Origin of the sequence: Streptomyces sp. NPDC048106 (assembly GCF_040706415.1) — a bacterium.
Taxonomy (GTDB): domain Bacteria; phylum Actinomycetota; class Actinomycetes; order Streptomycetales; family Streptomycetaceae; genus Streptomyces.
In genome coordinates this window covers 1-24,515 of sequence record NZ_JBEZND010000069.1, presented here as the reverse complement: position 1 = coordinate 24,515, position 24,515 = coordinate 1, and the positions used below count along the sequence as shown (strand labels likewise).

11 protein-coding genes and 3 pseudogenes are annotated in these 24,515 nt (G+C 66.5%); 5 read left to right on the top strand and 9 right to left on the bottom strand.

Translation table 11 applies throughout. The features are described from left to right. Nucleotides 1-957: 957 nt before the first annotated feature. Together AB0927_RS39110 and AB0927_RS39105 are read right to left on the bottom strand one after the other, a co-directional pair. Nucleotides 958-1,365 (bottom strand): hypothetical protein, encoded by a 408-nt coding sequence (locus tag AB0927_RS39110; RefSeq protein WP_366672624.1) that lies wholly within the window; start codon nt 1,363-1,365, stop codon nt 958-960. Between the two features lie 15 nt (nt 1,366-1,380). Beyond that, nucleotides 1,381-1,890, bottom strand: a complete 510-nt coding sequence (locus AB0927_RS39105; RefSeq protein ID WP_366672623.1) for a sigma-70 family RNA polymerase sigma factor — start codon at nt 1,888-1,890, stop codon at nt 1,381-1,383. Between the two features lie 506 nt (nt 1,891-2,396). Here AB0927_RS39105 and AB0927_RS39100 point away from each other — a divergent pair. Together AB0927_RS39100 and AB0927_RS39095 are read left to right on the top strand one after the other, a co-directional pair. Continuing rightward, on the top strand, nt 2,397-2,954 hold the full coding sequence (locus tag AB0927_RS39100) for a hypothetical protein (protein ID WP_366672622.1): 558 nt from the start codon (nt 2,397-2,399) through the stop codon (nt 2,952-2,954). Further along, nucleotides 2,951-5,475, top strand: a pseudogene (locus AB0927_RS39095) (Helicase associated domain protein). Before AB0927_RS39100 ends, AB0927_RS39095 begins: the two are co-directional and overlap by 4 nt. Nucleotides 5,476-5,493: 18 nt before the next feature. Here the strand turns inward: AB0927_RS39095 and AB0927_RS39090 are convergent. The 3 genes from AB0927_RS39090 to AB0927_RS39080 are packed head-to-tail and all read right to left on the bottom strand — an operon-like array spanning nt 5,494 to nt 10,138. Further along, nucleotides 5,494-7,458, bottom strand: coding sequence for a hypothetical protein (locus AB0927_RS39090; protein ID WP_366672621.1), 1,965 nt, complete (start codon nt 7,456-7,458; stop codon nt 5,494-5,496). A gap of 47 nt (nt 7,459-7,505) precedes the next feature. Then, nucleotides 7,506-9,455 (bottom strand): hypothetical protein, encoded by a 1,950-nt coding sequence (locus AB0927_RS39085; RefSeq protein ID WP_366672620.1) that lies wholly within the window; start codon nt 9,453-9,455, stop codon nt 7,506-7,508. After that, nucleotides 9,452-10,138 (bottom strand): hypothetical protein, encoded by a 687-nt coding sequence (locus AB0927_RS39080; protein ID WP_366672619.1) that lies wholly within the window; start codon nt 10,136-10,138, stop codon nt 9,452-9,454. Before AB0927_RS39080 ends, AB0927_RS39085 begins: the two co-directional genes overlap by 4 nt. 453 nt (nt 10,139-10,591) lie before the next feature. Here AB0927_RS39080 and AB0927_RS39075 point away from each other — a divergent pair, with 453 nt between their 5' ends. Continuing rightward, complete coding sequence (locus AB0927_RS39075; protein ID WP_366672618.1) at nt 10,592-11,146, top strand: hypothetical protein; 555 nt, start codon at nt 10,592-10,594, stop codon at nt 11,144-11,146. A gap of 28 nt (nt 11,147-11,174) precedes the next feature. Here the strand turns inward: AB0927_RS39075 and AB0927_RS39070 are convergent, their stop codons facing one another. Beyond that, a complete protein-coding gene (locus tag AB0927_RS39070; protein ID WP_366672617.1) occupies nt 11,175-12,443 on the bottom strand; it encodes an IS30 family transposase in 1,269 nt (422 codons plus the stop codon). 42 nt (nt 12,444-12,485) lie between these two features. On the opposite strand from AB0927_RS39070, the pseudogene AB0927_RS39065 reads away from it, so the two are divergent. Next, nucleotides 12,486-12,780 (top strand): annotated as a pseudogene (locus tag AB0927_RS39065) (integrase core domain-containing protein); the annotation flags it as partial. A gap of 64 nt (nt 12,781-12,844) precedes the next feature. On the opposite strand, the pseudogene AB0927_RS39060 reads toward AB0927_RS39065, so the two are convergent. The 3 genes and pseudogenes from AB0927_RS39060 to AB0927_RS39050 all read right to left on the bottom strand — a co-directional run bounded on the left by AB0927_RS39060 (nt 12,845) and on the right by AB0927_RS39050 (nt 22,833). Beyond that, nucleotides 12,845-13,655, bottom strand: a pseudogene (locus AB0927_RS39060) (transposase family protein). 278 nt (nt 13,656-13,933) lie between these two features. Continuing rightward, a complete protein-coding gene (locus AB0927_RS39055) occupies nt 13,934-14,491 on the bottom strand; it encodes a hypothetical protein (protein WP_366672615.1) in 558 nt (185 codons plus the stop codon). Beyond that, nucleotides 14,488-22,833 carry a DNRLRE domain-containing protein gene (locus tag AB0927_RS39050; protein ID WP_366672614.1) on the bottom strand — a complete coding sequence of 2,782 codons (8,346 nt, stop codon included), beginning with the start codon at nt 22,831-22,833 and terminating at the stop codon, nt 14,488-14,490. Before AB0927_RS39050 ends, AB0927_RS39055 begins: the two co-directional genes overlap by 4 nt. Before the next feature lie 605 nt (nt 22,834-23,438). On the opposite strand from AB0927_RS39050, the gene AB0927_RS39045 reads away from it, so the two are divergent. Continuing rightward, complete coding sequence (locus tag AB0927_RS39045) at nt 23,439-23,828, top strand: hypothetical protein (RefSeq protein ID WP_366672613.1); 390 nt, start codon at nt 23,439-23,441, stop codon at nt 23,826-23,828. Nucleotides 23,829-24,515 lie beyond the last annotated feature (687 nt).

Sequence of the window (24,515 nt, the reverse complement as noted above, 5' to 3'; positions counted from 1 at the left end):
AGCTGAACCTCTACGACAGCCTGCTCGCGATCATCCTGCCGACGGCCGCGTTCGCCGGGATGGCTGCCACGCTCCGCGCGGCCCACCCACGGGCCTGCGGCCCGAGCAGCGGCAAGGAGGGGGAGGGGTGACGGGCCGTCGGGAGCAGCATGACGGCCCGTCACCCCTCCCCCTGGACCTGACCCGGGAGCCTGGGGCCAGCACCCTCGGGCCGGTATCCCGAACCTGAGGCGTGTGCATCAAGTGATGCACTCTGTACCGTTGGCAGAACTGGACCATACCCCGGGTGCTTCAAACCGAGACGCGAGACGGACTCTGGAATCAGGCCCCGGCACCGTTTAGGGAATGGCCCCTATTACCTGGCTCGCTGTAGTCATGGACTGATCGTCAGGAGAGTGTCTGATCTGATGGTTGCCCTCGTGTTGTTGGGTAAGGGGATCTCTTCCGAACACTTGGGGAACTGGTTGAAAAGCGATAGGCCTTTGGTGAAGTGGTTTAGCCCGGCCAGTATTCGAGGGTCGGTGGCTATAGGTCTTCTGACCGGAGCGCTCCTTCTGGGTGCCGATGTTGCACTCAATGAATGGGTGCTCGATGAGCCCGGCGGTAAGGTTGTGGTGGAGGTTACTCCGCCCGTTCCGGGATGCACTGTAACGCAGATTCCGGATTCTTAAATAAAGGGAACGGAGAGGAGCCCAGCACCCCCAGTGCTGGGCTCCTACCACCACTACTTCACAGTCCCACTATGAGACTGTGCTACTTTTCCTTGACATGTGAATCACTCTCTTTCTTGTTCTCTTTGTACTGTCGAGCAATTCTCACTCTTGCCCGACCTTCTGCGTTTGGCTTCCTTGGGTTAGGCCTGGCCCGTGCTTCCTCCTTGCGCGGCCCTTGGCTGTTCTCAGACCTCTTTTCTGGTGTGGACGGTTGCGATCCTGCCTGTCGCGGCCGTCGGATTCTTCAGTCGTCGGCGAGCATCATGATGGCTACCGAGTCACCTTTCAGTGCTGCCCGGTGCCACCAACTCTGGGCTTCTTCTTCGCCTTCGAACAGTTCGGTCAGCTCTGCGATCCTGCGCAGAGCGTGGCTTTCAAGTGGCTCCTTCCTTTCTCGTTCCAGCAGGGTATGAAGCTCCTCCGAGAAACGCCTACGCTTCGTTTCTTTGGAGGTGCTTTGGTGCGCTGGCCGGGGACCTCCCCCCGAGGAGGGGAGGGAAAATCCCTCCCCCCTCCGGTCGAGTAGCCCGGCGCCGGCCGTAGGAGTGTGCACGACATTGAATGCCGTGACCATCAGCTCCTCGATGGCTGCGCTGGATTCCCTCTTGAGGTAATCAGCGGCCAGACTCAGACGCGCTTCCAGTGCGTCCATTGTCTGCCTCTTTCCCTAACGCTCTCCGAGGAGCCCACGCAACATCTGCATGGCCTTGATGCGGTAGCGGCTCGCGGTCTTCGGGGCGAGGCCCTCGGATTCGGCGAACGCTGCCACGGTGTTTCCGTCGAAGTAGACGGATTCGATCAGCTTCCGGAAAATGTCCGGGAGCTGATCGATGGCCTGCAGTACTTCACGTACGCTTTCGGTCGCGATGAGCTCTGCTTCAATATCGCTTTCACCGACCACGTCGTAGCTGGTGAGGTCGGTGGGCACGTATCCGTTCGACTTCTTCCTCTTGTAGTCGATGAATACGCGGTTAACGGTCTTGTACGCGAGAGCCTTCTTGTGCTCCGGGTCGTGGGAGCGGTAGTCCTCCCACTTCTCCCAGAGGTTGAGGTACGCCGTCTGGATCAGGTCTTCCGCCAGTGCGGCGTCGCCGTACCGCCAGAAAGCCCAGCTGACCAGCCGGGGCCTGGTGTCCACCACGAACTGCGTGAAGTCCGCGTCCAGTTCGCAGGTCATGCGGCTCGTATCGAAGGACACGGGCAGCCGGCCTACGGATACCTCGGTGGTGATGCAGTGCCGTACGCCGTCGGACTCGGAGGAGGACCCAAGCAGACAGCGGACCACACACAGAGACGTCGTGGAGCCCACGGCTTCTCCCCAATCAACTCGCCGGCCCGGCAGGTGGGCCGGGGGGCCAGTACAGCGCGGACGCGCTGCATCCAACTACACGAGGGCACCAGAGAACTCGGACACCCTCGAAGCAAAGAACTTCTCGGCCGACCGCTTCAGCAGGCCGCCGGCCTCGCCGTCCGACGCCGGTGGCGCTCGTCAGACGTCTGGTCCCCGGCAGCGGCTCGTTCGGCGTGCAGGAGACACGCTCTCGGCGCCGAGGCGGGCACGGGCGTGGGGGCCGGGTCGGACGTGGCGGCGGGACCGGTATTGACCGGACTTAGCGGAGTTTTGGGTACCCAAAATATCAGGCATCATGTGTTCTGGGTACCTAAAACATTGCGGAGGTTCTCGTGAGTGCTGCCCTGCCCGGCCGTCCTGCCATCGGCCCGAAGGTCCCGATCAACTTTCCCACCAGTCTGCTGAGAGACATCGACGCCGGCGCGAGCCTTGCCGGGCTCAGCCGCGCCGCGTGGATCCGGCGCGCGGCCGCGCGCGCCCTTCCCGAGATCTTCGACGGTGCTTTGACGCCCGACGAGATGTTCCGCTTCCTCGACACCGCGGCGAAAGGCGCCGACCCCGCTCACGAGGTCGACGACGCCACCGTCCGCCGCCTGCTGACCGCTGCCGATGACGGCACCCTCGTCATCCAGCCGTTCACCGCCGAGACACTGTCCTCCGAGACGGCCCGGCTGAGCTTCATCACCCGCACCTTCATCGCCGACGGCGCGACGATCATCCTCTACCAGGTCGCCCATGGCACGACCTACCGGCAGCCCGGCGAGGACGATCTGGCCCGCCACGGCCAGCACACCCTGTACCTCGACCACGCCGCAGCCCGCGCGTGGCACCAGGTGATGCGCGAGAACCTCGCCCTCGCCACCCGGCACTCCGAAGGACCGCGCTCATGACGAATCTGCGGCCCCACCAGCGTGAGGCTGTCGACGCTGTCCGCGCCGCCCTGGAGGTGCCCGCGGCCGGCACCGTTCCCGAGCGCGGGCTGCGCACCCAGGTCGTCATGGCGACCGGCTCGGGCAAAACTCTCGTCGCCGCGCAGAGCGCACACGAACTCAAAGCCGGGCGCGTCCTGGTGCTCGTCCCCTCGCTGGACCTGCTCGCCCAGACCGAGGCGGCGTGGCGGGAGGGGGGCCGCCGGGGACCGATGATCGGGGTGTCCTCGCTGCGGGGTGAGCAGGTGTCCTTCCCCAACACCACAGACGTGGACGAGCTGGTGGAGTGGACGCGGGGCCTGGAGAAGGTGACCGTGTACGCCACCTACGCCAGTCTCGGTCTGGGCACGCTGGAGCGGGCGCACGCCGCCGGCCTTTCGGGTTGGGACCTGATCGTCGTGGACGAAGCCCACCGCGTTTCGGGCCGGATCGGGAAGCCGTGGGCGGTCGTCCACGACAACCAGAAGATCCCGTCCCTGCGCCGCCTCTACATGACGGCCACGCCTCGGTTGTGGCAGCTCGGGGACGAGGATGAGGCCGGCGCACCGGGCGAGCTGGTCGCGAGCATGGAAGACGACCCTGAGGGCCCCTTCGGCAGCCGCTGTTTTACGCTGACGCTCTCGGAGGCCATCGATCGGGGAATCTGTGCCCCCTATCAGGTCGTATGCGTGGACGTCACCGACACCGCGCTCCAGGCCGCGCAACTCCTGGGTGCCGAAGGCCGCTCGGCAGAGGTCCGCGGGCGCGGCTCGCCGCGCTGCAGACCGCCCTGGTGAAGGCGTCGGCGGAGGAGGGCTTCCGGCGCACGCTGGTCTTCCACCACCAGGTCCGCGAGGCCGAGGCGTTCGCGGCCGGCCTTCCCGACGTCGCCGCGCAGCTCCACGCCGCCGACCCCGAACTGTACCCCAAGGCGATCTGGGCGGACTGGCTGTGCGGCGACCACAAGCCGCTTCGCCGCCGCCGACTCCTTGGGGAGTTCGCGGCCGGGATCGCCACGGACGGCACTGTGGTGGAGAAGTGTTTCCTCAGCTCGGTGAAGGTGCTGGGCGAGGGCATCGACACCAAGAACTGTGACTCCGTGTACTGGGCTGACGTACGCGGCTCGATGCCCGACCTGGTCCAGGCCGTGGGGCGGGCGCTGCGGATGCAGCCGGGTGAGGGGAAGATGGCCAGCTTGGTCGTGCCGGTCTTGCTCGGGCCCGGGGAGACGGCGGACAACATGCTGACCTCGCGGGCGTTCGGCGGGCTGGCGAAGCTGCTGGAGGCGCTGCGGGCGCACGACGCGCGGATCGTGGAGACCCTGGCAGAGCAGCAGGCACCGAGCCGCTACAAGCCCGTAGCCAAGGACGAGAGCGGCAAGAGCACGGGCGGGAGCGGCGAGGGCTCCGGAGGCGTCAGCGCCCCCGCCAAGGCCCTGCTGAAGTTCTCCACGCCCCGCGACCCGGCCGCGCTGGCGGCGTTCATCAACCTGCGGGTTTTCAACCCGGAACACGAGCACTGGCGGCGCGGCGTGGAGGCCGCCGTCATCTACGCACGGCTGCACGGCGACTTGAAGGTGCCGTTCACGTTCCGCGTGCCCGCCGCCGACGACCAGGAGGCGGAAGGTGAGGGGTGGCCGGCCTCGCTCGCCGGGTTCCCGCTGGGGCAGTGGATCTCCGACGCGCGCAGGTTCTACGCCCGCGGCGACATGGACGAGGACCGCGTCGAACAGTTGGAGAAGCTGGGCATGGTCTGGAGCCACTTCGACGTCGCGTGGGAGGAAGGTCTCGCGGCGGCGCGCGGATGGGCGGCCGAGGCGGGCCACCTCCTGGCCCCGCTGGACGCCACCTTCCAGGGCTACAAGGTGGGCATCTGGCTGAAGAACGCGCGGGCCGCCGCCCGCAAGGCGCAGGAGATCGAGCAGCGGCGTGCCGAGGGGCTGCCGGTGGAGTCGTCGGCCGGGGCGCTGTCGGAGGAGCGGCGCGAGCAGTTGGAGCACATCGACCCGTCGTGGTGCCCGAGCTGGCCGGTGGAGTGGCAGCGGGCCTTCCATCTCGTCCGGCTCCACCTGGAGGCCGGCCACCCGCTGCCCACCGAGCCCGGCGACGTCGTGCACCAGGGCGAGGACCTCGGCCGGTGGGTGCGCTCCGTGCGGCTCGGCTGGGACAACCTCACCACCGTGCAGCAGTGGATGTGCGAGCAGGTCCTCGGCATCGAGCCCGCGACCGAGGACGAGAAGCCGCCCCCGCACCGTACGCAGGCCGACAAGTGGGCGATGAACTACGAGGCTACCAAGCAGTTCTTCGAGCGCGAGGGGCACCTGCGAGTGCCGAGGAAGCACGTCGAACGGATCGTCGGCGAGGACCAGGAGGAGCGGGAGCTCCGGCTCGGGGCGTGGATCGGGAACCAGCGCAGCCGGGCCGCGACGCTGTCCCCGGAGCGGGTGGAGCTGCTGTCCGCGATCGGGATGCGGTGGGCGTCGATCGGGATGCGGTGGGCGTAGCTGGATCGGCCGTCCTTTCTACTGAGCTGGGGCTGGCGTGGTCATGTCGGACGGACGCGTTCTGTTTCCGGGGACGCGGACGACGACAGCCCACCGGTCTCGTTGTTCTGGGACTGGTGAGGGGATGTGGTCTGCCCACATGTCGTCGCGGATGTTGGGGATCCAGCTTGGTTTGGGTGTCAGGTCGAGGACGACCAGCATGCCCAAGGTGATGCCGCCAGCCTGGTAGGCGACTGTCTGGCCGAGGTAGCGCCGTAGTCCCTTGCGCGTCGTTCTACCTTTTGTGCGCTTGCATTCGATGACCGTTGTGAAGCCGGGGAAGCGGACTTCGATGTCGGCGCGGCCTCCGCTACGGTCGGTGACTTCGATGTCGGCTTCCTCCAGGTTGCCGTCCAGGTAGTCGTGAAGGTCTTCCTGGACTGTTTCCTCCAGGGGAAGCTTCTCGTCGGGCTCGGGGGCGAAGAGGTAGGCGAAGCGCGGTGTGTGGTGTGCGCGGGCGCGATTGGTCCTGCTGTGCAGGAAGCGGATGGCCTGGACGATCAGGTGGGTGAAATACTCGCGGACTGTGGGGTGGTGGAAGTCGTTGCAGCTCTGTAGGACGGCGAGGATGTCGTTGTAAATGTGCTGCTGGGCGATCGGCAGCTTGCTGATCAGGGTGGCTTCCCAGTCTGCGTAGGTGGCCTGGAGGCTGGTGAGCATGTGCGTGGGCAGGCTGGCGAGGAGTTGGCTACCGAGTTCGGCGGCCAGCTGGGGGTAGGAGGCCGCCGCTGCGGCTTTTCCCGGGTCTTGCACCTGGGGGGCGTCGGCTTGTAGGCGGTCGTCGATGGCTTGGAGAAGTTGGTGGGCGGCGTGAGCGTCCCAGTCTTCGGGGGCATCGGCGACCAGACCCCGTAGGTGCAGCAGAAGGCCTTGGCGGCTGGCGAAGGCTTTCTCTATGCGCGGGGCGACCAGGACTTGCAGACCCGTGGCGGCTTCGGCTGGCTGAAGACGGACGCTGCGGTGCGCGGCGTAGACGGTGAGGACGTGCTGGATGGTCTGGTTGGGCCAGGCGGTCAGGGGCTGGTCCAGGTGGGCGTCGACGTGTTCGAGGCTGCAGCTGAGGGTGTACCAGGCGGCTTCGGTGTCGTAGCGGCCAGCGCGCCAGTGGGTGCGGGTGCCGGTCAGCCAGAGGGCGTGTTCAGTGAGTGAGCGGCGCAGCTGGCCGGTGGCGGTGGCCAGGGTGGTGGTGTTGCCGGTGTCGAATGCGAGAACGGCGTCGAGAGCGGCGAGGAAGGCGGTGGCGTCGGGACGGTCCTCGTCGGCGTCGATGGCTTGCTGCAGAAGGTCGCGGGCGGTGGCGAAGGCCTGCAGCAGTGTGGAGCGGTCAGGGGCGTTGGCGGCGTCGGCGAGATGACACATGGCGAGCTCGTAGGCAGCGTCGCCGCGGACGTCAGTGTGGGAGAAGCGCTGCAGCGCGGTGAGCAGGTCGCTGTCTCGCCAGTGCTCGTAGGCGGTGCCCAGGGCTCGGACGACGCGGCGGGCATACGCGGCCGGGGCCGTGGTGGCGTCTGAATCGACGAGGCGGTCGAACAGTGCGTAGCGCTTGGTAGTACCGGGCAGAGCGAGGCGCAGGGCAGCTTCGAGGAAGATGCCGGCCAGTTCGGCTTCCAGAGGGGTGCTGTGGTGACGGCTGCGTTCGAGGGCGAGGGTGTTGAGCTGGGAGCTTGCGTGTTGGAGGTAGCCGGGGTGTTCGACGAGCTGGTCGAGAAGGTCGTCGGCAGCCGCAGGGCTGGTGGTCGTGGTCAGGGCCTGCGTGCCGAAGGTGGCCGCCTGGTCGGGATGCTGGAGGGTGTCCCATTCGGCCAGAAGGATCTCAACGACGCGGAACCACAGCGGGGAGGCGGCCAGGGTGTCAGCCTGCTGCCAGAGGGCGTCCTCGCCACCGAGATCGGTAAGTGTGGGCGGATCGCCGTCCTGGGCAAGGAGCATCTCGAGTGGGGTCACGGACGGTGGCCTTTCTCGATGGACGGTCGCTTACCTTAACGAGCTGGTCACCACACGGGGTCACCCGGTCCCGCGACGCGCAGGCGGTCGGCCGGAATAGCCGCGGTGGCCAGGTCACGTTTGGCCGTGGCCGTGATCACTTGCAGTCCGGCGGTCTCCTCGCAGATGTCCTTGAGCTGGCTGAGGACTTCCGCCACGTCGACGTCGATGGTCTCCTGTGCGCCGGCGGAGTCGAGCAGGAGCAGGCCAGGATGGCGGCCCACGCCGGTCTCCTTGCCGACGCGCAGGAGTGCAAGCAGGGTGGCGATGCGCAGGCGCACTTGCTCACCAGGTGTGACGGCCGTGAAGGTGGTCTTGCTGCCGCCCTTGGTGACCTCAAGTTTGCCGTTGCCCAGCAGTTTGATGGCCTGAAGTTCCTTCATGCCGAGCCGAATCCCTAGACGGCAGATTTCCTCACTTACGGCACCCAGCAGTGCTGTCGAGGCGTCCTTGGCACGCTTGTCGGCTTCCTTCGCCGCCGCCTCCAGGACCTGTTCCTCTGCCGACATCCCGTCCGGCCCGCGGGCATGTTGATCAGCCGCCTGGCGCTCGGCGAGCTTGCCTTCAAGGCGGGCGACTTCCAGGTGCGCACGCAGTGCGGACTCGCGGGGCATGGCTGCTTGTGCTGCCGTCAGGTCAGCGCGGGCTTGCGCGAGTGCTGCCTCGATGGCGGCCGAGGCCTTGGCGGCCTGCTGGGCTGCGGTCTTGGCCTGGGAGTGGGCCTTCTTGAAAGTTTCGACGGAGGCGGCCAGTTCATCGGCTGCGGACGGGTCGGCGGGTGCTTCCGACGGGGCGGATCCGCAGATACGGCAGTGCGTCTCGTCCAGGTCGGCGTGGGGCAGTTGGTCCAGGGTGGTGGAGCAGCGCGGGCAGCAGGTGGGTTTCAGCGCGCCGAAGAAGCGCTGGGCGACCGCAGTCTCCCGTAGATCTCGCAGACGGGCCTGGTCCAGGACGAGGGTTTCGTGGATCTCTTCCTCGGCCTGGCGGGTCTGGTGCATCTGCTGCACAGCATTGGTGTGCTGGGCGGTCAGTTCGGCCAGGCGCGCGCCGGCCTGCTCGACGGCTTCGGCGGCGGACTCCAGACTGGGGGCCGTCGCGGCTTGAGCAGCTCTCTGGCGGGCCTGGGCAAGCTGGTCTTCCAGATCTTGCAGGGACGAGCCACGGGCGGTGAGGTCCTGCTGGGCACGCCGGCGCTGGCCGCGCAGAGACTGCTGCACCAGGTCAAGGGCTGCTTTGGCGTCACGGCGGGTCGTCGTCCACGGCAGGCCGACGAACATCTGCAGCAGACTCACCATCGTGCCGCCGCCGGCCGTTTCCCCCAGCAGCGCGTCGCTCTCGCGGTTGCGGCACAGCAGCGCGTGGCTGAAGGCCGGCCAGGACGTCACCACGACCTGGCCATCTCGGCTGTCGGAGTCAGTGTCGGAGCGGGCGGGGGTGTCCTTGCGCCAGCCGCGCAGGAACTCCAGGCCCAGCCGGTCCATCATGAAGGCGCCCATTATCGAGGCGAATTCCGTCTCATCGGCGAAGGACGTGACGTGTTGCTGGACGCCGACGGCCAGGGTTCCGGTGAGCTGCTCGCCGGTGTTGTCGATGCGCACTGTGAACGGCTCGTCGTCGACCTGGGTGTCCAGGCGGACATGGTGGATCCATTTCCTCACGTCGGCCTGGAGAGCTCCGGTGCCGCGCAGGCACCACCAGATGATCTCCAGGATGCTGCTCTTGCCGCGCAGGTTGTCCGCCGTCACGCCCCACAGGCCGGGTCCCAGGCCCCAGGAGAAGTCCACCCTGCCGGTGGACTTGCCGTTCTTCTCTCCGGTGAACGCCAGGCTCTTGATCAGGAGCTGATGCGGGCGGGGCAGAACACCGCTCTCCCGCACTCCGTGCCGCGCCAGGATCTCTCCCGCCTGCTCGCCGTCGACGCCGGCCCGGCGGGCTACCGTCTCCACGAAGTCGCTCATCCGCCCGCTCCCACCCTGTGCTGCGTGACCTGTGCGAGCCGCTCACGTACCCGATCGGTGATACCGCTGATGCTCGCCTTCCATACCGTGCGCTCGTACTCAGCCTGCGCGTACTGCAGAGCCTTTAGCTGGCTGCCGCTGCTTTGCCCGGCCACCGCCAACACCACCACCGCGCGTTCGTCGTACCAGGCCAGGTCAGCGGCAGCGACCCGCAGCTCGGCCGCCATCTCCCGGCCTGCGGGCAACAGGTAGTAGTCCCACCGGTCCACCTTCGCCGGCGGCTCGCCCACCGGCACGATGTCGATCAAGCCGTGCGCGTACAAAAGCCCCAAGGCATCGTCCAGTGCCTCCCAAGCACCGAACCGCCAGCGCACCATCGGATAGCGAGAGATCTCCGGCTCGTCCCCCTGCAACAGGGCATCGGCTCGCTCCAGCGCCCACTCGGCATCGTCGACCTTCCCTGCTTCGACCTGGTTGAGCAGCTCATCGGCCAGGTAGTCGGGATTACGCAGCCAAAAATCCAACGCCTGCAGCCGCTTCTGCCCCCGAACCACCGCGACCGCTCCCTGCGGCTCCTCATCCGCCTGGTCGCCGCCGCACGCTGCACCGCAGCGATCCAGCAGGAACAGCAGCCGCACCGCATCCTGCGCGCGCGACGCCCGACGCACCCCGCTATCCGCCACCCGATCTTCCCCTCCCCAGCCCCCCGCTGGACAAGCAAGATCCCACAAGTAGCACACAACGGCAGCTCTGTGTAGCCACTCGAACACCGGCACTGACTTTCTCTCGGGGGCCGGCCACCGAGACGCGGGTGCCGGCGCCCGTACGCGATCCGGACTTGGCCGCCAACCGCACCCGACGAGAGCACGAGTAGACGGAGGTTGCCGACTCCCTTACTGGCAGGCAGTCGACCCGCTAGAGGACCTTCGACAGCGCAAGGCCCGGACCACGGGCGGATTCCAGTGGTCGTCGCAACACGTGGTCTCTGACGTGTGGCACAGAGAGTTAAGCAGTCGCTCGGTCGTGATCACGCGGCCGGGCGGCTGCGGTCACGCATGGGCCGTACTGGCGGCCCTCGAGTCTGCGTATGCTCGCCTCGATTATTGCTCAGATCGCAGAGGCTGACGGGGGTGCGCGTGCTGAGGCTGCTCGGCTTCTTCGATGACTTCGGTTATTCGAGCGAGTTGGCTGCGGGGCCGCTGAGGGGTCAGGTGCAAGCGTCCGGCGAGCCGGATGAAGCGAAAATCGTGGAGTATCTCGACGTAGGCCATCACCTCACGTACTTCATGGAGGCAGGAGTCGATGTCGTCACGGGAGAGGTCCACCGGCACACGTCCGGCTGCTCGTCGCTGGTAACCGATGGCATGTGGGTATGGCGTGCGGACTTTGCGCACTACCTGGAGGTGTATCACGTGCCGTTGCCCGCAAGCTTCGTTGCCCGGGTTCGCGGGCTTCGCTACCAGATGCCGGATCTGGTCGGTGCGGACTTCGCACCGGTCTTCGACGAGATCGTCCTCCGGTTCGGGTGGACGGATGTCGAGCCGTGGGACGCGGAGTCGCTCCTGCGCCCGAAGCCACGGGCCGTTTCGACCCGTGCTGAATTCGTGGCAAGGGTTCGGCAGGAACGGCCTGCCGGACCCTGGGGGAAGGCGCCACGTAAGCCGCGCAGGGGCAGGGAGCACGGTTTTTAGCCCTCGCCGCTATACGCGATGGGTCTGATCAGGCGCCGAGTAGTTTGTGCAGGCGCTCGGCTGGGGTTTCCCAGCCGAGCGTCTTGCGTGGGCGGTTGTTGAGTTCGGCCGCGACGGTGTCGAGGTGGTCGCGAGTGTGCCCGGACAAGCTGCTGTCCTTGGGGAAGTACTGCCGCAAAAGGCCGTTCGTGTTCTCGTTCGAGCCTCGCTGCCAGGGGCTGCCGGGGTCACAGAAGTAGACCGGCATGTCCGTGGCGACGCTGAAGGCGTGATGGGCGGCCATCTCGGCGCCCTGGTCCCAGGTCAGGGACCGTTTCAGGTGAGGCGGAAGAGTCTGGACCGTGTCGACCAGGGCCTGGCGGACGGCGGCGGCTCCGTGGCCGTTAGGAAGGTGCACCAGCATCAGGTAGCGAGTGCTGCGTTCGACCAGGGTGGCGATGGCGGAACGGGAGCTGCTGCCGATGATGAGGTCGCCCTCCCAGTGGCCCGGGACGGCTCGGTCAGCGGCCTCAGCGGGCCGCTCGCTGATCATGACCATCGGGTGGGGGAACCGCTTCCTGCGGCGTGCCGAGCGGCGATGAGGCCGGCGCACGGCGCGTCCCGTGCGCAGGGCACGGGTCAGTTCCCGCCTCAGTTCACCGCGGCCCTGGACGTAGAGCGCCTGGTAGATCGTCTCGTGAACCACGTGCATCTCCGGCCGGTCGGGGAAGCGCCTGCGCAGAGCGCGGCAGATCTGCTCGGGACTCCAGCGCAGGGTCAGGTGAAGCTGGACGAAGTCCCGGAGCTCCAGGTTCTGGCCGATCTTGCCGACCTTCGGCCGAGGCCGACGCCGGACCGCTCGCCGATGGGCCGCATGCGGTCGGTAGTACCACTGGCCGCTGGGCAGGACCGTGCGGTTGCGGCGGATCTTGCGGCTGATCGTGGACGGACTGCGTCCCAGCTCGGCAGCGATCGTGCGGACGGATGCCTTCTCCCGGAGGCGGTCGGCTATGTGGATCCGGTCCGCCTCGCGCAGATAGCGCGAAGGAGCGTCGTCGGGCTCCTGGGCGGCCGCCGGGTCCAGGTCCTCGGTGTAGCGCCACGGCCCCGTTTCCACGAGGGGCGGTGCCGCCTTGTTCCTCCCGGACGCCTGTCGGCCGTTACGCCATCGCCTGCCTGTGCGGTCGTTGATGCCAACGATCCGGCAGGCGTCCAGATGAGAAGTTCCTTGATCCACGAGCAGAAGGTATGTCTCCCGCTCGCGGCTCAACTTCTTCGGCCCTTGTGGCCGTCGATCCGCCCGGACCTCGAAGTCCATCGCATCCCCTGAGCTGGGGTGTTGCAACGACCACTTGAACTCGCCCAGTTCCGCTCACGGAAGTTCGTCCGGGCGCTCGACCGTCACCGGATGGCCGGATCGATAGGGAGGGTCGGAGCTGCCGGCGACAACGCGGCCATGGAGTCCTTCTTCAGCCTGCTGCAGAAGAACGTCCTCGACCGCCGTGTCTGGGCCACCCGCGAAGAACTCCGGATCGCGATCGTGACCTGGATCGAGCGGACCTACCACCGACGCCGCAGACAAGCCTCACTCGGCCGGCTGACCCCCCATCGAATTCGAGACCGTCATGACCACGCCGGCCCTCCAGGCCGCGTGACCGAACCTGCCACCCGAACCTGCATCAGCCCCTAGTTGTGTCGCTCGCCGGTAACGTAACCGGATCATCTTGACCTGAAGTGTGGTTGAGGTTTCACGATGGTGCGGTGACTGAACCGTTTTAATCCTGAATAGTTGCAGGTCAGCAGGGTGTGGACGGCTTGGACTGCTGTGCCGATGCGTCGGGTGGAACAGCGGGCTCGCCGCAGGAGCCGCCAGGTCTTGAGCTGGGCGAAGGCGCGTTCGCCGGGTGCTCGGAGTCGGGCGTGGTCGCGGTTGAACTGCTGGTAGTGCTCGGGTTGTTCGCTGTGGTGGTAGTACGGGGTGCGGAAGGTGGCGCCGGCACCTTGGTAGGCGCGGTCGGCGAGCAAGGATCTGCCGGGTCAGGCAGGCTTGGACGATGCCATGGGCGCGAGCCGCGGTCAGGTCATGTGTGCGGCCCGGGGTTGCGCGGGAGAACCACAGCGGGGTGCCGTCCGGTCGGGCGACGACCTGGACGTTCATGCCGTGCTTGCGGTGCTTGCGGTGCTTCTGGGAGTAGTACGGCTGATCCGCGCGGATCCGGTCGGTGGGGATGAAAGTGCCGTCGACGATGACGAAGTCTCCCTCGCCCAGGCCGACGAGGGCCGTTTGGAGGCCGGGTGCCCAGGAGGCCAGGACCTCGAGGGTCTCGTCCACGTAGCGCCAGGCGGTCGCGGTGGAGACCCCGAAGCCCGCCGCGAGCTGGGGCAGCGTCTCATTCTTGCGCAGATGCACCAGCGCAAGCAGGGCCTGGTGGAAGCAGCTCAGCTTGCGCCACCGCGTGCCGCGTTCACACCTTCGGGCATGGATAAGCCAGGAAACGTGCTCTACCAGCTCATGCGGGACGTCGAGCATGGCTCGATACGGGACCAAGCGAGGCTCCTCGAACGAAGCGTGGTGCGTAGAGAACACCACCGCAACGACCAGGAGCCTCGCCTCGTCACACCACCCCGCTGACCTGCACCATCACCCCCTGCAGGACAGGATGAAAACGGTTCAGTGAAGAGGTTTGACGCCGCGGGCTTACCGAGCAAACACCGTCCGCGCAAAGACCTCGCCCGCCACCTGCAGGATACGCACGAGGACGGGCGGGTCGTCTGACACGAGCGGTCCTGGTGACCGCGTCGGATGCTCTACTCCCGGTTCGTCACCAGGTAGACCTGCGCCTCCCCACTCGCATCCTTCTCGATGACGATCTTCTTGTCGGTTTGAGGCCCCGACTCCGGGACGGGAATCCAGATTCCGGAGAGCGAGGCCGATTCCGGAATGTGCCAGCCGGATTCCTCCAGTTCGTAGGAATCGATGGGGCTCCATCCACGGACCAGGTCCGAAGGGTCGCCACCCAGTTGCGCCAGCCACTGCCGAGCCGTCGTGCCCGGAATACGCATCCGCAGGTAGAGCGTTCCACCGGATCCCGGCCGAACCTCCCGATAGTGGATTGCTTCAGCCCCCTTCGGCATCGCTATGCCGTACTCCTCCAGCAGCACTTTGGAGGGGCGTCCCGCACCCTCTGCGGGCGTCGGCTCAGTCGCAGCGGGCTTGCTCGTGCCGACCGTACCGGAACCAGGGCTGTTCTCCACCGACGCTCCGGCGTCACCGCACGCGGTGAGCAGGGCAAGGAGGACGGCCAGACCGCCCACCGCCCGTGCGGCGTGGCAACCGGCTGCCTCGAAACGAGACGTCGATGTCATGGCATTCCCCTCATAGCAGCAGAACCGTACACATCGAAGTCCTGTGCGAGTCCGACTGTGTGAAGGTGCGCAACCTCAGACTGCTGCAGACTGATGTCGACCCACAGGAAGCTCTTCCTCAGCGGATCGCGATGCTCGCTGGGAACTCCCCAGTCGTAACGCTTCCGTACTTGGAGGGTGTACGTCATCCCGTACTTGCGCTGGTTGGTCCCGCTCACTCTGAACTGGAAATGGTTCAGGGCATAGTACCAATCAAGGCTCGAATCTCCATCCTTCTCACTGGCTCGGGTTCGCAACCACCCCGAGTCGAACGTGGCACTTCCGGATTTCTGTACGCCTTCGAGGTACTTGTCGAGGTCCTCCCGGAAGCGCGGGATGTCCTGCAGCATGGCCTTGGGGTCAACCTCGTAGGGATCCCCTGAGTTCCCAAGCCAGTGGGACAGCAGATCGTACGCGTTGTCCCAATTTTGATACCACAGGCCGAGCTTGACCCAGTACATCTGTCCCAGGACCTCCCGGTCGTGGTCCGTCGGTTGCTCTTTGGCGTGAACCCTGTCTTCGGTGTCAGCGTACGGCGTCGAATTCTGCTTCTTCTCCGCCTCATGGGCATCAACGGCCTCGGGACTTCCCTTGAAGCCGTCCTCGCCCACAGCCATGTGCCCGTCGAGCTCAACGTTGGTGGTGGGGTTGCCGCCGGCGAAGGCATAGCGGTTGCCTGTGAGGGGGTTGGTGGTCAGGTTCATGTCGGCGAGGGCGCCGTTGTACATGTCCCTGGTGGTGAAGGTGTTCAGGCCGGGGTCGTAGTTCCGGAAGCCCATGTCGTAGGTGCCGGAGATCTGGTCCCAGCGTTTGGCGTTGAACCGGTAGGCGTTATAGGGCTCCTTGGTGGGGTCTTGTGTGTCGGGCTTGTCGATGCCGGTGAATTCGGAGGTGTCGTTGTTGCCGTAGGCGGTGTAGCCGTAGGTGGCCTTGGTCTGGCCGGTGGAGTCGGTGAGGGTTTCGACGTCGGTGTGGCTGTTGTAGCCGTAGTAGGCGTCGGTGGTGGTGCCGTCGGTATTGTGGGTGGTCTGGGAGAGGCGTTCGCCCCAGGGGCTGTACTGGTAGGACTTGGTGAGCTGGCCGGCCACGGACTCGTCGAGGACCTGGTCCGAGAGGCCGAGGTAGGAGAAGTTCGTGGTTTTGCCGCCGACGGTCTTGGAGGTGGTGCGGTCGAGCGGGTCGAAGGCGTACGTCGTGGTGGAGGTGCCGCCGCTGCCGAGCTTGGTGTTCTTCACCACGTGGTCGAAGCCGTCGTACGTGTTGCGCTCGATGACGGTTCCGGCGGCGGTGATGGTGTCGAGGCGGCCGTAGGGGTCGTAGTTGTAGGCCGCGCTGGTTCCGCCGGAGGTGGAGGACAGCAGGCGGTTGCGGTCGTAGGTGTAGGCGGTGGTGGTGTTGTTGACTGTCTGGGAGATGACGTTGGCGTTGTCGTCGTGGACGTAGGTCTCGGTGTCCGCGCCGTTGCCCGTCTTGACGGCCTGCTTCAGCCGGTCGGCGGGGTCGTAGGTGTAGTCGGTGGTCGAGGACAGGTACGCGGCGTGGCTGTCCGCGTTCTGTTTGCTGGCGACGTCCTCGGACTTGCTGCCGTTGGGGTCCCAGCTCAGGGTGTGGTCGTCGACCAGGGTGCCGCCGGAGGTCTTCTCCGTCTGGGTGTGGACCTCGCCAGAGGGCCAGTACGTGAAGTCGACCGTGTTGCCGTTGGCTTTGGTCTGCCGCAACTGCTGGCCGCGGGCGGTGTAGGTGTACCCGGTGGTCTTGGGCGTGGAGTCGGTGGCGGAGTCGCCGACCTTGACCGTCTGGACCAGTTCCCGGAGGTCGTAGGTGTAGCTGGAGTACTGGCCGGGGTGGTCGACCGTCTTGGGCTGGCCGTCCGGGTCGTAGGTGTAGGAGGTGTGGGTCTTCTCCGTGCCTGCGAGTTTTTCGGTGACCTTGGCGACCTGGTTGAGGCCGTCGTAGTCGATGCCGTAGCTGTCGATGGCCGTGTTCGGCGAGGAGTCGGCGATCTGGGTGAGGTTGCCGTTGGGGTCGTAGTTGTAGGTGAAGGCGTGTTTTTCGTTGTCGCTGTCTGTGGAGTTGTTGCGGACGAGTTTGACCGCGTCGGCGACGACGGTTCCGCCGTTGTTCTGTGCCAGGGAGAGTGAGGAGGTGTTGCCCTGGGTGAAGGCGGCCGTGCCGAGGGAGACCCAGGTGCCGGTGTTCTTGGTCTGGTCGACGGTGGTGGTCGTGGTGGTGCCGTCGTCGTGGTGGAGGGTGTAGACAGCGGCTGTGGACGCGCCGGTGGCCTGCGGGTAGCGGGCGTAGATGGTGTAGGTGCCGTCCTGGGGGATGTTCAGCTGCCAGGTGAAGGCGTCGCTGCCGGTGCCGGCCGGGTGGGTGCGGTAGTCGTAGCCCTGTTCCGTGGTCGGGTCACCGGTGCTGGAGGTGGCCCAGGTGCCGGTGGCGGAGGTGTTCTGGGTGTCGGAGTTGTCGGCGAGGACCACCTGGAGGCCGACCGGGACGCCGTCGTCGGTGCGTGCGGACAGGCTGCCGTCGGGGTAGTACGACCAGCCCATCGTCCGCGAGGAGGAGCCGCCGGCGGAGGTCAGTGTCCGGGAGGTCTGCTGGCCGAGTTCGTTGTAGTCGTAGGTGGTGGTGATGTCCCACGGGTCGGTGGAGGTCCGCACCTGCCCGTCGTCGTAGTAGGTGTAGGTGGTGTCGTTGCGGACGCTCTGCCCGTTCGAGGGGGGCGCGGAGGTCTTGGAGACCCGCCCGTCCTGGTCGTAGGTGGTCTCGGTGTAGACGTTGGGGTTGTTGTAGCGGGAGTCGTTCGGGTCGTAGGGCTGGTACTGCCGGGCGGGCCGGTTCAGCTCGTCATAGGTGGTTCGCGACACGAACGCCGTGGTGGTCCCGGCTACGTTCGCCCGCGGCGAGATCACCTTGGTCGTGTTGCCGACCTGGTCGTACTCGTACTTGGTGACGCGGTACGTCGGCGAGCCCGCGCTGCCCTGATACGGGGCCTGAACCTGCTGAACCTTGCCGCGCTCGTCGTAGGTGGTCGTGGTGGTGTTGTTCTCGGCGTCGGTGGAGGTGGTGGCCAGGCCGTCCTTGTCGTAGCCGGTCTTGGTGGCCTTCCCCGCCGCGTCCGTGACCTGGTTCGGGCGGTGGTCCCAGTCGTAGTCGGTCTTGGTGGTGAAGTCGGTGGTGTCCGCGGTGGCGTTCTTCACCGGGTCGATCACGACGGTGGCGTTGCCGACGTCGTCGTACTGGTAACTGATCTTGTCACCGTTGGCGTTGGTGACGTCGGTCAGTTCGCCGATGGCGTCGTAGGTGTTGGTGGTGACGTAGTCCGTGGTGTCGGTGGTGGTCAGGGTGCCCTTGGGCTCGGTGGTGGTCTTCAGCTGGCCGATCTTGTCGTAGGTGTAGGTGGTGGTCCGGTCGGGATCGGTGGTGTGGTCCTTCGGCGCGGTCGCTGACTGCAGTTCGTCGGCGTTGTCGTAGACGGCGGTGGAGGCCGCGCCGTTGGGGGCGGTGGCCTGGGTGACGTTGTCGTTGGCGTCGTACACCGGGGCCGGGGTGGTGATGTAGACGCTGTGTGTCTGGTCCTTCGGCACCTTCTTCACCAGCGGCCTGCCGAAGAGGTCGTAGGTCTGGCTCGTGGTGTAACCGAGCTGGTCGATGACCGAGGTGACCTGGCCGAGTGCGTCGTAGACCGTCTTGGACGGCTGGTTGAACGGGGCGGGGCCGGTGGTGGTCTGCGGATAGCCGTTCGGATCGAAGTCGCTGTAGGTGGTGGTGTGCTGGTTGGCGTCCGTCGCGGTCTTCAGCTCACCGTAGGAGTCGTAGGAGTAGGTGGTGGTGTAGTCACCGGCCGTGGACGTGGCCACGCCCTTGGGGTCGGTGACGCTGGTGAGGTTGCCGAAAGCGTCGTAGCCGAACTGCCACGTGTGACCTTCGGGTGAGGTCTTGGTGTACAGGTCGGCGCTGTAGCCGTCCAGCCGGGTCTGGTACGTGTAGACGGTGGCCGGCCAGCTGTTCTTGACGGCCTCGGCGTCCTGCATGGTCAGCGGGTAGCCGGTCTTCGGGTCGTAGGTCCACTTGGTGGTGGCGCCGTTGTCCTCGACCAGCTGGGTGACGTTGTTGTCCGCGTCCCAGGCGAGCTTGGTCACCTGGTTCTTGGCGTTGGTGGTCTGCACCGGTCGGGTGAAGTCGTCCGTCACATAGGTGGTGGCGTGCGACTCGGCGTCCGTCACGGTCGTGTCCGTGAATGCCTTGTTCGACGTGTCCGCCGCATACGCGAATGTCGTCGGGTGGGTGAGGCGGTCGGTGATGGACTGGGCCCACCAGTGGTACTTCGGGTTGTCACCCGTCTGCGGGGCGTAGTAGTCCAGCTGGGTGCCGTGACCGCGAGGGTCGGTGACCGTGACCAGCTTGACGTTCTTGGTGCCCTGCGTGGCGTCGTAGGCGAAGTGGAACACCTTCGGCTGCGTGGAGCCTGCGCCGTCGGTGAGCTGGGCCATCAGGCCCTGCGTGGTGTACAGGAAGGTGATCTTGCGTGCTGGGTTGGTGCCGTCGCCCAGGGCGGTCATCGAGGCGACGTGGTCGATGATCTTCGGGTTGGTCAGGTTCTTGTCCGACTGGACCGTGCCCGTGTCGTCGATGTAGGAGTACGCGTCGCCCTTGTTGTAGTAGGTGACGGTGAGGGTCTGTCGGCCGGCCGGGTCGGTGATGTACTGGAGGAACTTGACCGGTTTGTTGTTGGACTTGCGCTCCGCGTACGTGAAGGTCTCGGTGTTGCCGTTCTTGTCGACGATCGAGGTGACGTAGCCGTCGCAGTCGTAGAAGAACCGTGTCCCGTCGGGGCTGGTCATCGACCAGGCGTCGGCGGTGTCGTCCTTGTCGGGTGTGCAGTCGACGCCGCTCTTCATCGTCAGCAGGTAGTGCACGCCCGCCGGAGCCTTGAAGGTGCCGTCGTCCTGTTTGGTGAACACCGACGCGGTTCCGTCGCCGTCGGTCAGCGTGATGGTGGTCGGGTTCGGGTTGGGGTGGAAGTCCAGCGCCGCCCCGAGCCGGACGGGAGCGGACGCCTGAGCCGACCAGCCCGGGCCCATCACCGTGTCGGAGGTGTCCAGGGAGTTGTAGGAGAACCGGGTGAACGTGCTCAGTCCGCGGCCCGGGTTGGAGAAGGCGTTGTAGGACCAGACCGCATTACCGGAGGCCAGGTTGTTCATGATCGTGGAGCCGGCGCCGGTGTTCTTGCCCGTGTAGGCGTAGAACTTCTCCAGGCCGATGGTGTCGGAGGTCGGGTCCTCTACTGCCACGTTCTGAGTCAGTCCGGGGATGCCGCCGGTTCCGGCCGACAGCCAGGTTCCGGCCGTCTTGTTGTACAGGTCCCAGGTCAGGACGTAGTCGGTGCGTTTGTTGCCCGAGTCGGAGTTGATCGGTGTTTTGACCTGGGCGTGGAGGGTGACGGTGTCGCCGGGTACGACGTCTTTGGGCAGTGCGGTCTGGACCTGATTGGCGCCGCCTGTGACGTCGGTGCCGTCGGGCAGCTTCCAGGTGTAGGTCAGTACCTGGTCGGCGGTCTTCCAGGTGGCGTTGGTGGTGTTGGTGAGGGTGACGTCGACGGTGTAGTCGGAGTTCGGCGTCATCCGCGCCGGGGTACCGGGCGCGTAGTACGTCGAGTCGGTGGTGGAGTCGATGTAGGTGACGACCATGCGCGGGTGCAGCCGCTTCTCGGGTGCCTCCGTGGACAGGAAGATGGTGCGTTCCTGCTGAGCCGACTCGTCCTGCGTCTTGACCAGCACGCCCTGGTTGGAGCCTGGAGTGGTGACCCAGCCCTGAACGAGGGACGTCGCGTTCCAGTCGTGGCGCGAGGGGTCGTTGGTCACTCCGGCGACCGTGTCCGCGACCGTGGCGCCCACGTCGCCGCCCGGTGTGGTCCAGCTGGTGGTCGAGGTCGCCTTGTTCCAGGTGGCCGTCTCGTCGAAGTCCCGGGTCAGCGGCCGCAGCTCGTAGACCGCGCCGTCGGTGTCGGTGGTGGTCTGCGTGTCCCACATGCGCAATGTGGCGTCCAGCACCCGGCCGGTCGCGGGGATGCCCAGGGAGGGGAACTTCAGCGCCGCACGTGTGGTGCCGTAGGTCGGTGAGTTGTTCCCCACGGTGAGCCAGTTCTGCGCCGCACCGTCGCTGATCGTGTCGTGTGCCGTGTCCGGCTCCGCCGACGACAGCGTGGTGTCCTGCGAGGCCTCGATCACCTTGACGGTGCGGCCCGCTTTCGGCAGTCGTACCAGTTGCGTCGGCGCGGGGATCACCGTGCCGTCCCTGGTCTTGACCGCGACCATGTAGTAGTAGGCCCGTCCGAACGGATCGGCGCTGTCCGCCGGTGTCGGCGTCGCCGAGGTGTCCGTGTACGCCGTCGTGCCCGGAGCCACGGGCGCGACCAGCGTGTCGGCCGACGGGGTGAACGTCTGGTACACCGAGCGGTGCACCTGGTACTCGACGATGTCGTCACCGCTCGCGGATGACGGGTCGCTGTAGGCCGACCAGTTCAGCTCCGCGCCGGTGTCGTGGATCGTCGTCGGAGTGTCCAGTTCCACACCCGGTCGGCCATAGGTGAGCACCAGGCGCGGGTAGTTGGCGGTCTCGTCTCCGTAGCCGTACTCGCTGCCCTCGTAGCGCGGTCCGCCCTTGGGGGCGCTCGCGGACTCGTCAGCGGCCTTGACGACGAAACCGTAGTTGGGGTTGGCGCCGTCGATCCAGGACTGCACCGTTCTCGTCACCGGGAAGGAGTGCCAGACGTTGACCTGGTTCGGTTGTTTGGAGACCACGGCGTCCCTGGTGAAGCGGACCGCGTCCGCGATCACCGCGGTGCTCGCCGACGCTGGGCTATCGCCCAGGACGACCTTGCCGGCCGTGCCCGCCTTGAACGGCAGGGTGCCCAGGGTCTTCCACACACCGCCCGAGCCGGCCTGCTGGTCGACGGTGTAGGTCTGACTGCCGCCGCTGTAGGTGACCGTGTAGGGGACGTTGGTGGCCCGGTCCTCGGCCGGCACGTAGTGCGTCTCGACCTGGTAGTCGCCGTCCGCCGGCAGGTTCGGCTGCCAGGTGTAGGTGTCTCCGGCCACCGTGTCCCTGTTATACAGGTAGTCCTGGTTGACCGCGTACTGCGTGTAGTCGGGGTTGTCCGACGCGGGCCAGGAACCCTTCGCGGCCGTCGTCCCGGTGTCCCCGTTGTCGACTACGACCGAGGAGCCGGACAGCTCACCAGCGAGATCCTTGGCGCTGTCCCAGGTGGCCGTCGACTCGCTCCATGCGGCGGTCGCCCGGTGCGCCTCAAGCCGCACCGCGGTGTCACCGGCCGTGTGGGTCTGGTCGTAGTACAGCTTCAGGTCGGCGGAGTCGAGCTGTGTCCCGTCCGGGATGTCGGGCAGCGGGAACTTCAGCAGTGCCCGGGAGGATCCGGTGTCGGTGTTCCCGACCGACAGACGCCAGTTGTCGTCGTAGTTCGTCTCCGGCCCGTCCGAAGAGATCATCACATCCTGCGCCTCGTCGGGCGTCGGTGCGATCGCGATCGTCGGGTCGATGGTGACCGGATACTGCCGCTGGTTGGCCGCGAGCCACTTCGCGTCAGGGGTGACCGTCAGCTTCCAGGCCTTCCCGTGCCGGGACAGCTTCTGTTTCACGGCCGTGCTGTGGACGAATCCGAACGGCGACCGGGCGTCCTTCTTCGCGTCCCTCATGAACGGCGCCGGTATCACCAGCACCGCATCCGGCCCCTCACCGTAGAAGCCGATCGAGCCGTCCTTGCCCGCCCTCGGTGTCAGCCCGTCCGTGGCCAGCGTGAAGGTGAACGACAGTGGGCCGGCGGGGCGTTCGGCCAGGGTGATGTTCTCCTTCACCCGGCCGGGGCCCAGCTCGTACGACAGGTCCGCGCCCGCGACCGCGTTCCGGTAGGTGACGGTGCTGCCCTTGGCCTCCGGCTTCAGCCTGCGGCCCGCTCCTGCCAGTCCGACGGTCACGGCATGGCCGTCGGCTGATTCCACCCGCATCAGTTCGTCGGCGCGTGAGCCGAACCAGCTGCGGGTCGCGTTGGTCGTGTTGGCGAATTCGAAGCCCTTGCGTGAGGACCTTCCGACCTTCGGGTCGATGCCCTTCCATGACTTGCCGGCACGGTAGGACGTCGGCACCGCCGACACCTCGGCCTGCACCCGGCCGTCCGACAGCTTCCAGAACCGCGCGTTCGCCGTACGCCTGGCCGTCAGCTCCCCGACACGCTTCGGCTTTGGCGCATTCCGGCCCTTCGGCAGCTTCTGCCGCTCGGCCACGCCCGCCTCATTGTGTGACGGCGGTTTGGCTCTTTTCTTTCCATCATCCGCGAACCAGCTCTTGACCGTGCCGACAAACCCCTTGCCGTCACGATCTGGAACCGACTCGGCAGCATAAGCCGCCTGCGGAAGCAGCGAACTCGTCACCGCCGCTGCCGCCAGGCACGCGAGCGCCCTGCCCAACCTGGGTTTCACGCCAAACCTTTCCCTCAACGGATGGCCAAAAACCGCCGCATTTCTCGTTCCTGAATCAACAGGACCCCTGTCATGCGCGGCGGCGGCCCGATGGTTTAGCAATTAGATCGCCACCAAGTCAAGCAATTTCAGTTTTGGTTTACTTGATACAGGACCAGGCCCAATGGCACTAAAGTGGACATCCGTATTGTCCTGATATTTCCAGTCGTTGGATTGGGCGGGAGGTGATGGTGTATAACTACCCAGCCCTCAAAGCCGAGGGTCGGGACAGTCTGTTATCCGAGGGGGAATAAATGGGCGACGGTATCCGGGATTTCGGAGAGACCGATTCAGCAGCGGCTGCCCGGGCGGGGAAGAAGGGCGGTTTCCTCCACCGGCCGGATCGCGCTGGTGTGGTCGCAGGCGCCGCGATGCTTGCCGCATGCACCGGACTCATCCTCTACGGCGTCCTCAGCCCCGGAACCAGCAAGCCGAAGGCCGCAGTCGCCACCGCTCCGGTGTCCTACGCAGTGACCGGGACCGGCACCGCCGACATCACCTACCAGGCCCGCAGCACCTCCGGAAAGGCCACCGTCCTCCAGGGCGCCACACTGCCCTGGCGCAAAACCGTCGACGTCCCCCTCGGCCAGAAACCGATCGTCAGCATCGTCCTCGGCGACAAGGGCGGCCAGGCCCGCTGCACACTCACCGTGCGCGGCCGGCATGTCCAGAGCGCCACCGCCAGCGGTGGCTTCGGCCGGGCCACCTGCGCCGGAGCCCTGCCCCGCCCGGCCACTACCGCCGACCGGAGCACGGGCTGACCCCGCCTCACACCGCCCTGTTGCCCCTACACCGCCGGGCGGACATTGGCGCCCTGCGCGATATGCAGTCAAGAAAGACGAACACCATGCTCCGCAGGCCGCAATACACGCATCACGCTGCCCGACGCCGAACCTGGCTGACTGCCGTCGCCGCCAACCGCGGCACCGAGAGGACCGGGAGGCCAGCCCTTCAGGCGTCCACCCCATCCCGCTCACCGGGAGCGGTACGGACCCACATGCCCTGCCCCGCACGACCACCGAGCCGTTCTCGCTGCTCGGCCTCTCCTGGACCAGGCCCACGGCGCTCTTCGCGGCCGACTTCGACTTCGACTTCGCCGCCCTCGCCCCGGAGTCCGAGGCTCCTCCGGCATCGCACCTCTCGCCGACCACGAGGACGACGGCACTCCGCACCCGCCGCACGACGGGCCATCGCCGACCTGGCCGCCTGGAAGCTCGGCCTGGACGGCGTCGATCCTCTAGCCAGTCCAGGTAGACCTCACCGCCGCCGGAGAAACGGGCATGCACGGACGGGCGGCAGACCACACTGCAAGCCGCCTCCGACCGCCGCACAACTACAGAGATCTGCCCGGGGCTAGCTGTATTGACCCGTGAGGTTGGGGACGCGGCTGGCGGGTGGTTGGCCTTTCAGCGCGGTGTGTCCGCGGTGGTGATTGTAGGTGTGCAGCC

Coding starts and splice junctions, on each gene's coding strand:
- AB0927_RS39110 (WP_366672624.1), bottom strand. CDS start 1,365: ATGGACGCACTGGAAGCGCGTCTGAGTCTGGCCGCTGATTACCTCAAG.
- AB0927_RS39105 (WP_366672623.1), bottom strand. CDS start 1,890: ATGACCTGCGAACTGGACGCGGACTTCACGCAGTTCGTGGTGGACACC.
- AB0927_RS39085 (WP_366672620.1), bottom strand. CDS start 9,455: ATGAGCGACTTCGTGGAGACGGTAGCCCGCCGGGCCGGCGTCGACGGC.
- AB0927_RS39070 (WP_366672617.1), bottom strand. CDS start 12,443: ATGGACTTCGAGGTCCGGGCGGATCGACGGCCACAAGGGCCGAAGAAG.
- AB0927_RS39055 (WP_366672615.1), bottom strand. CDS start 14,491: ATGACATCGACGTCTCGTTTCGAGGCAGCCGGTTGCCACGCCGCACGG.
- AB0927_RS39045 (WP_366672613.1), top strand. CDS start 23,439: ATGCTTGCCGCATGCACCGGACTCATCCTCTACGGCGTCCTCAGCCCC.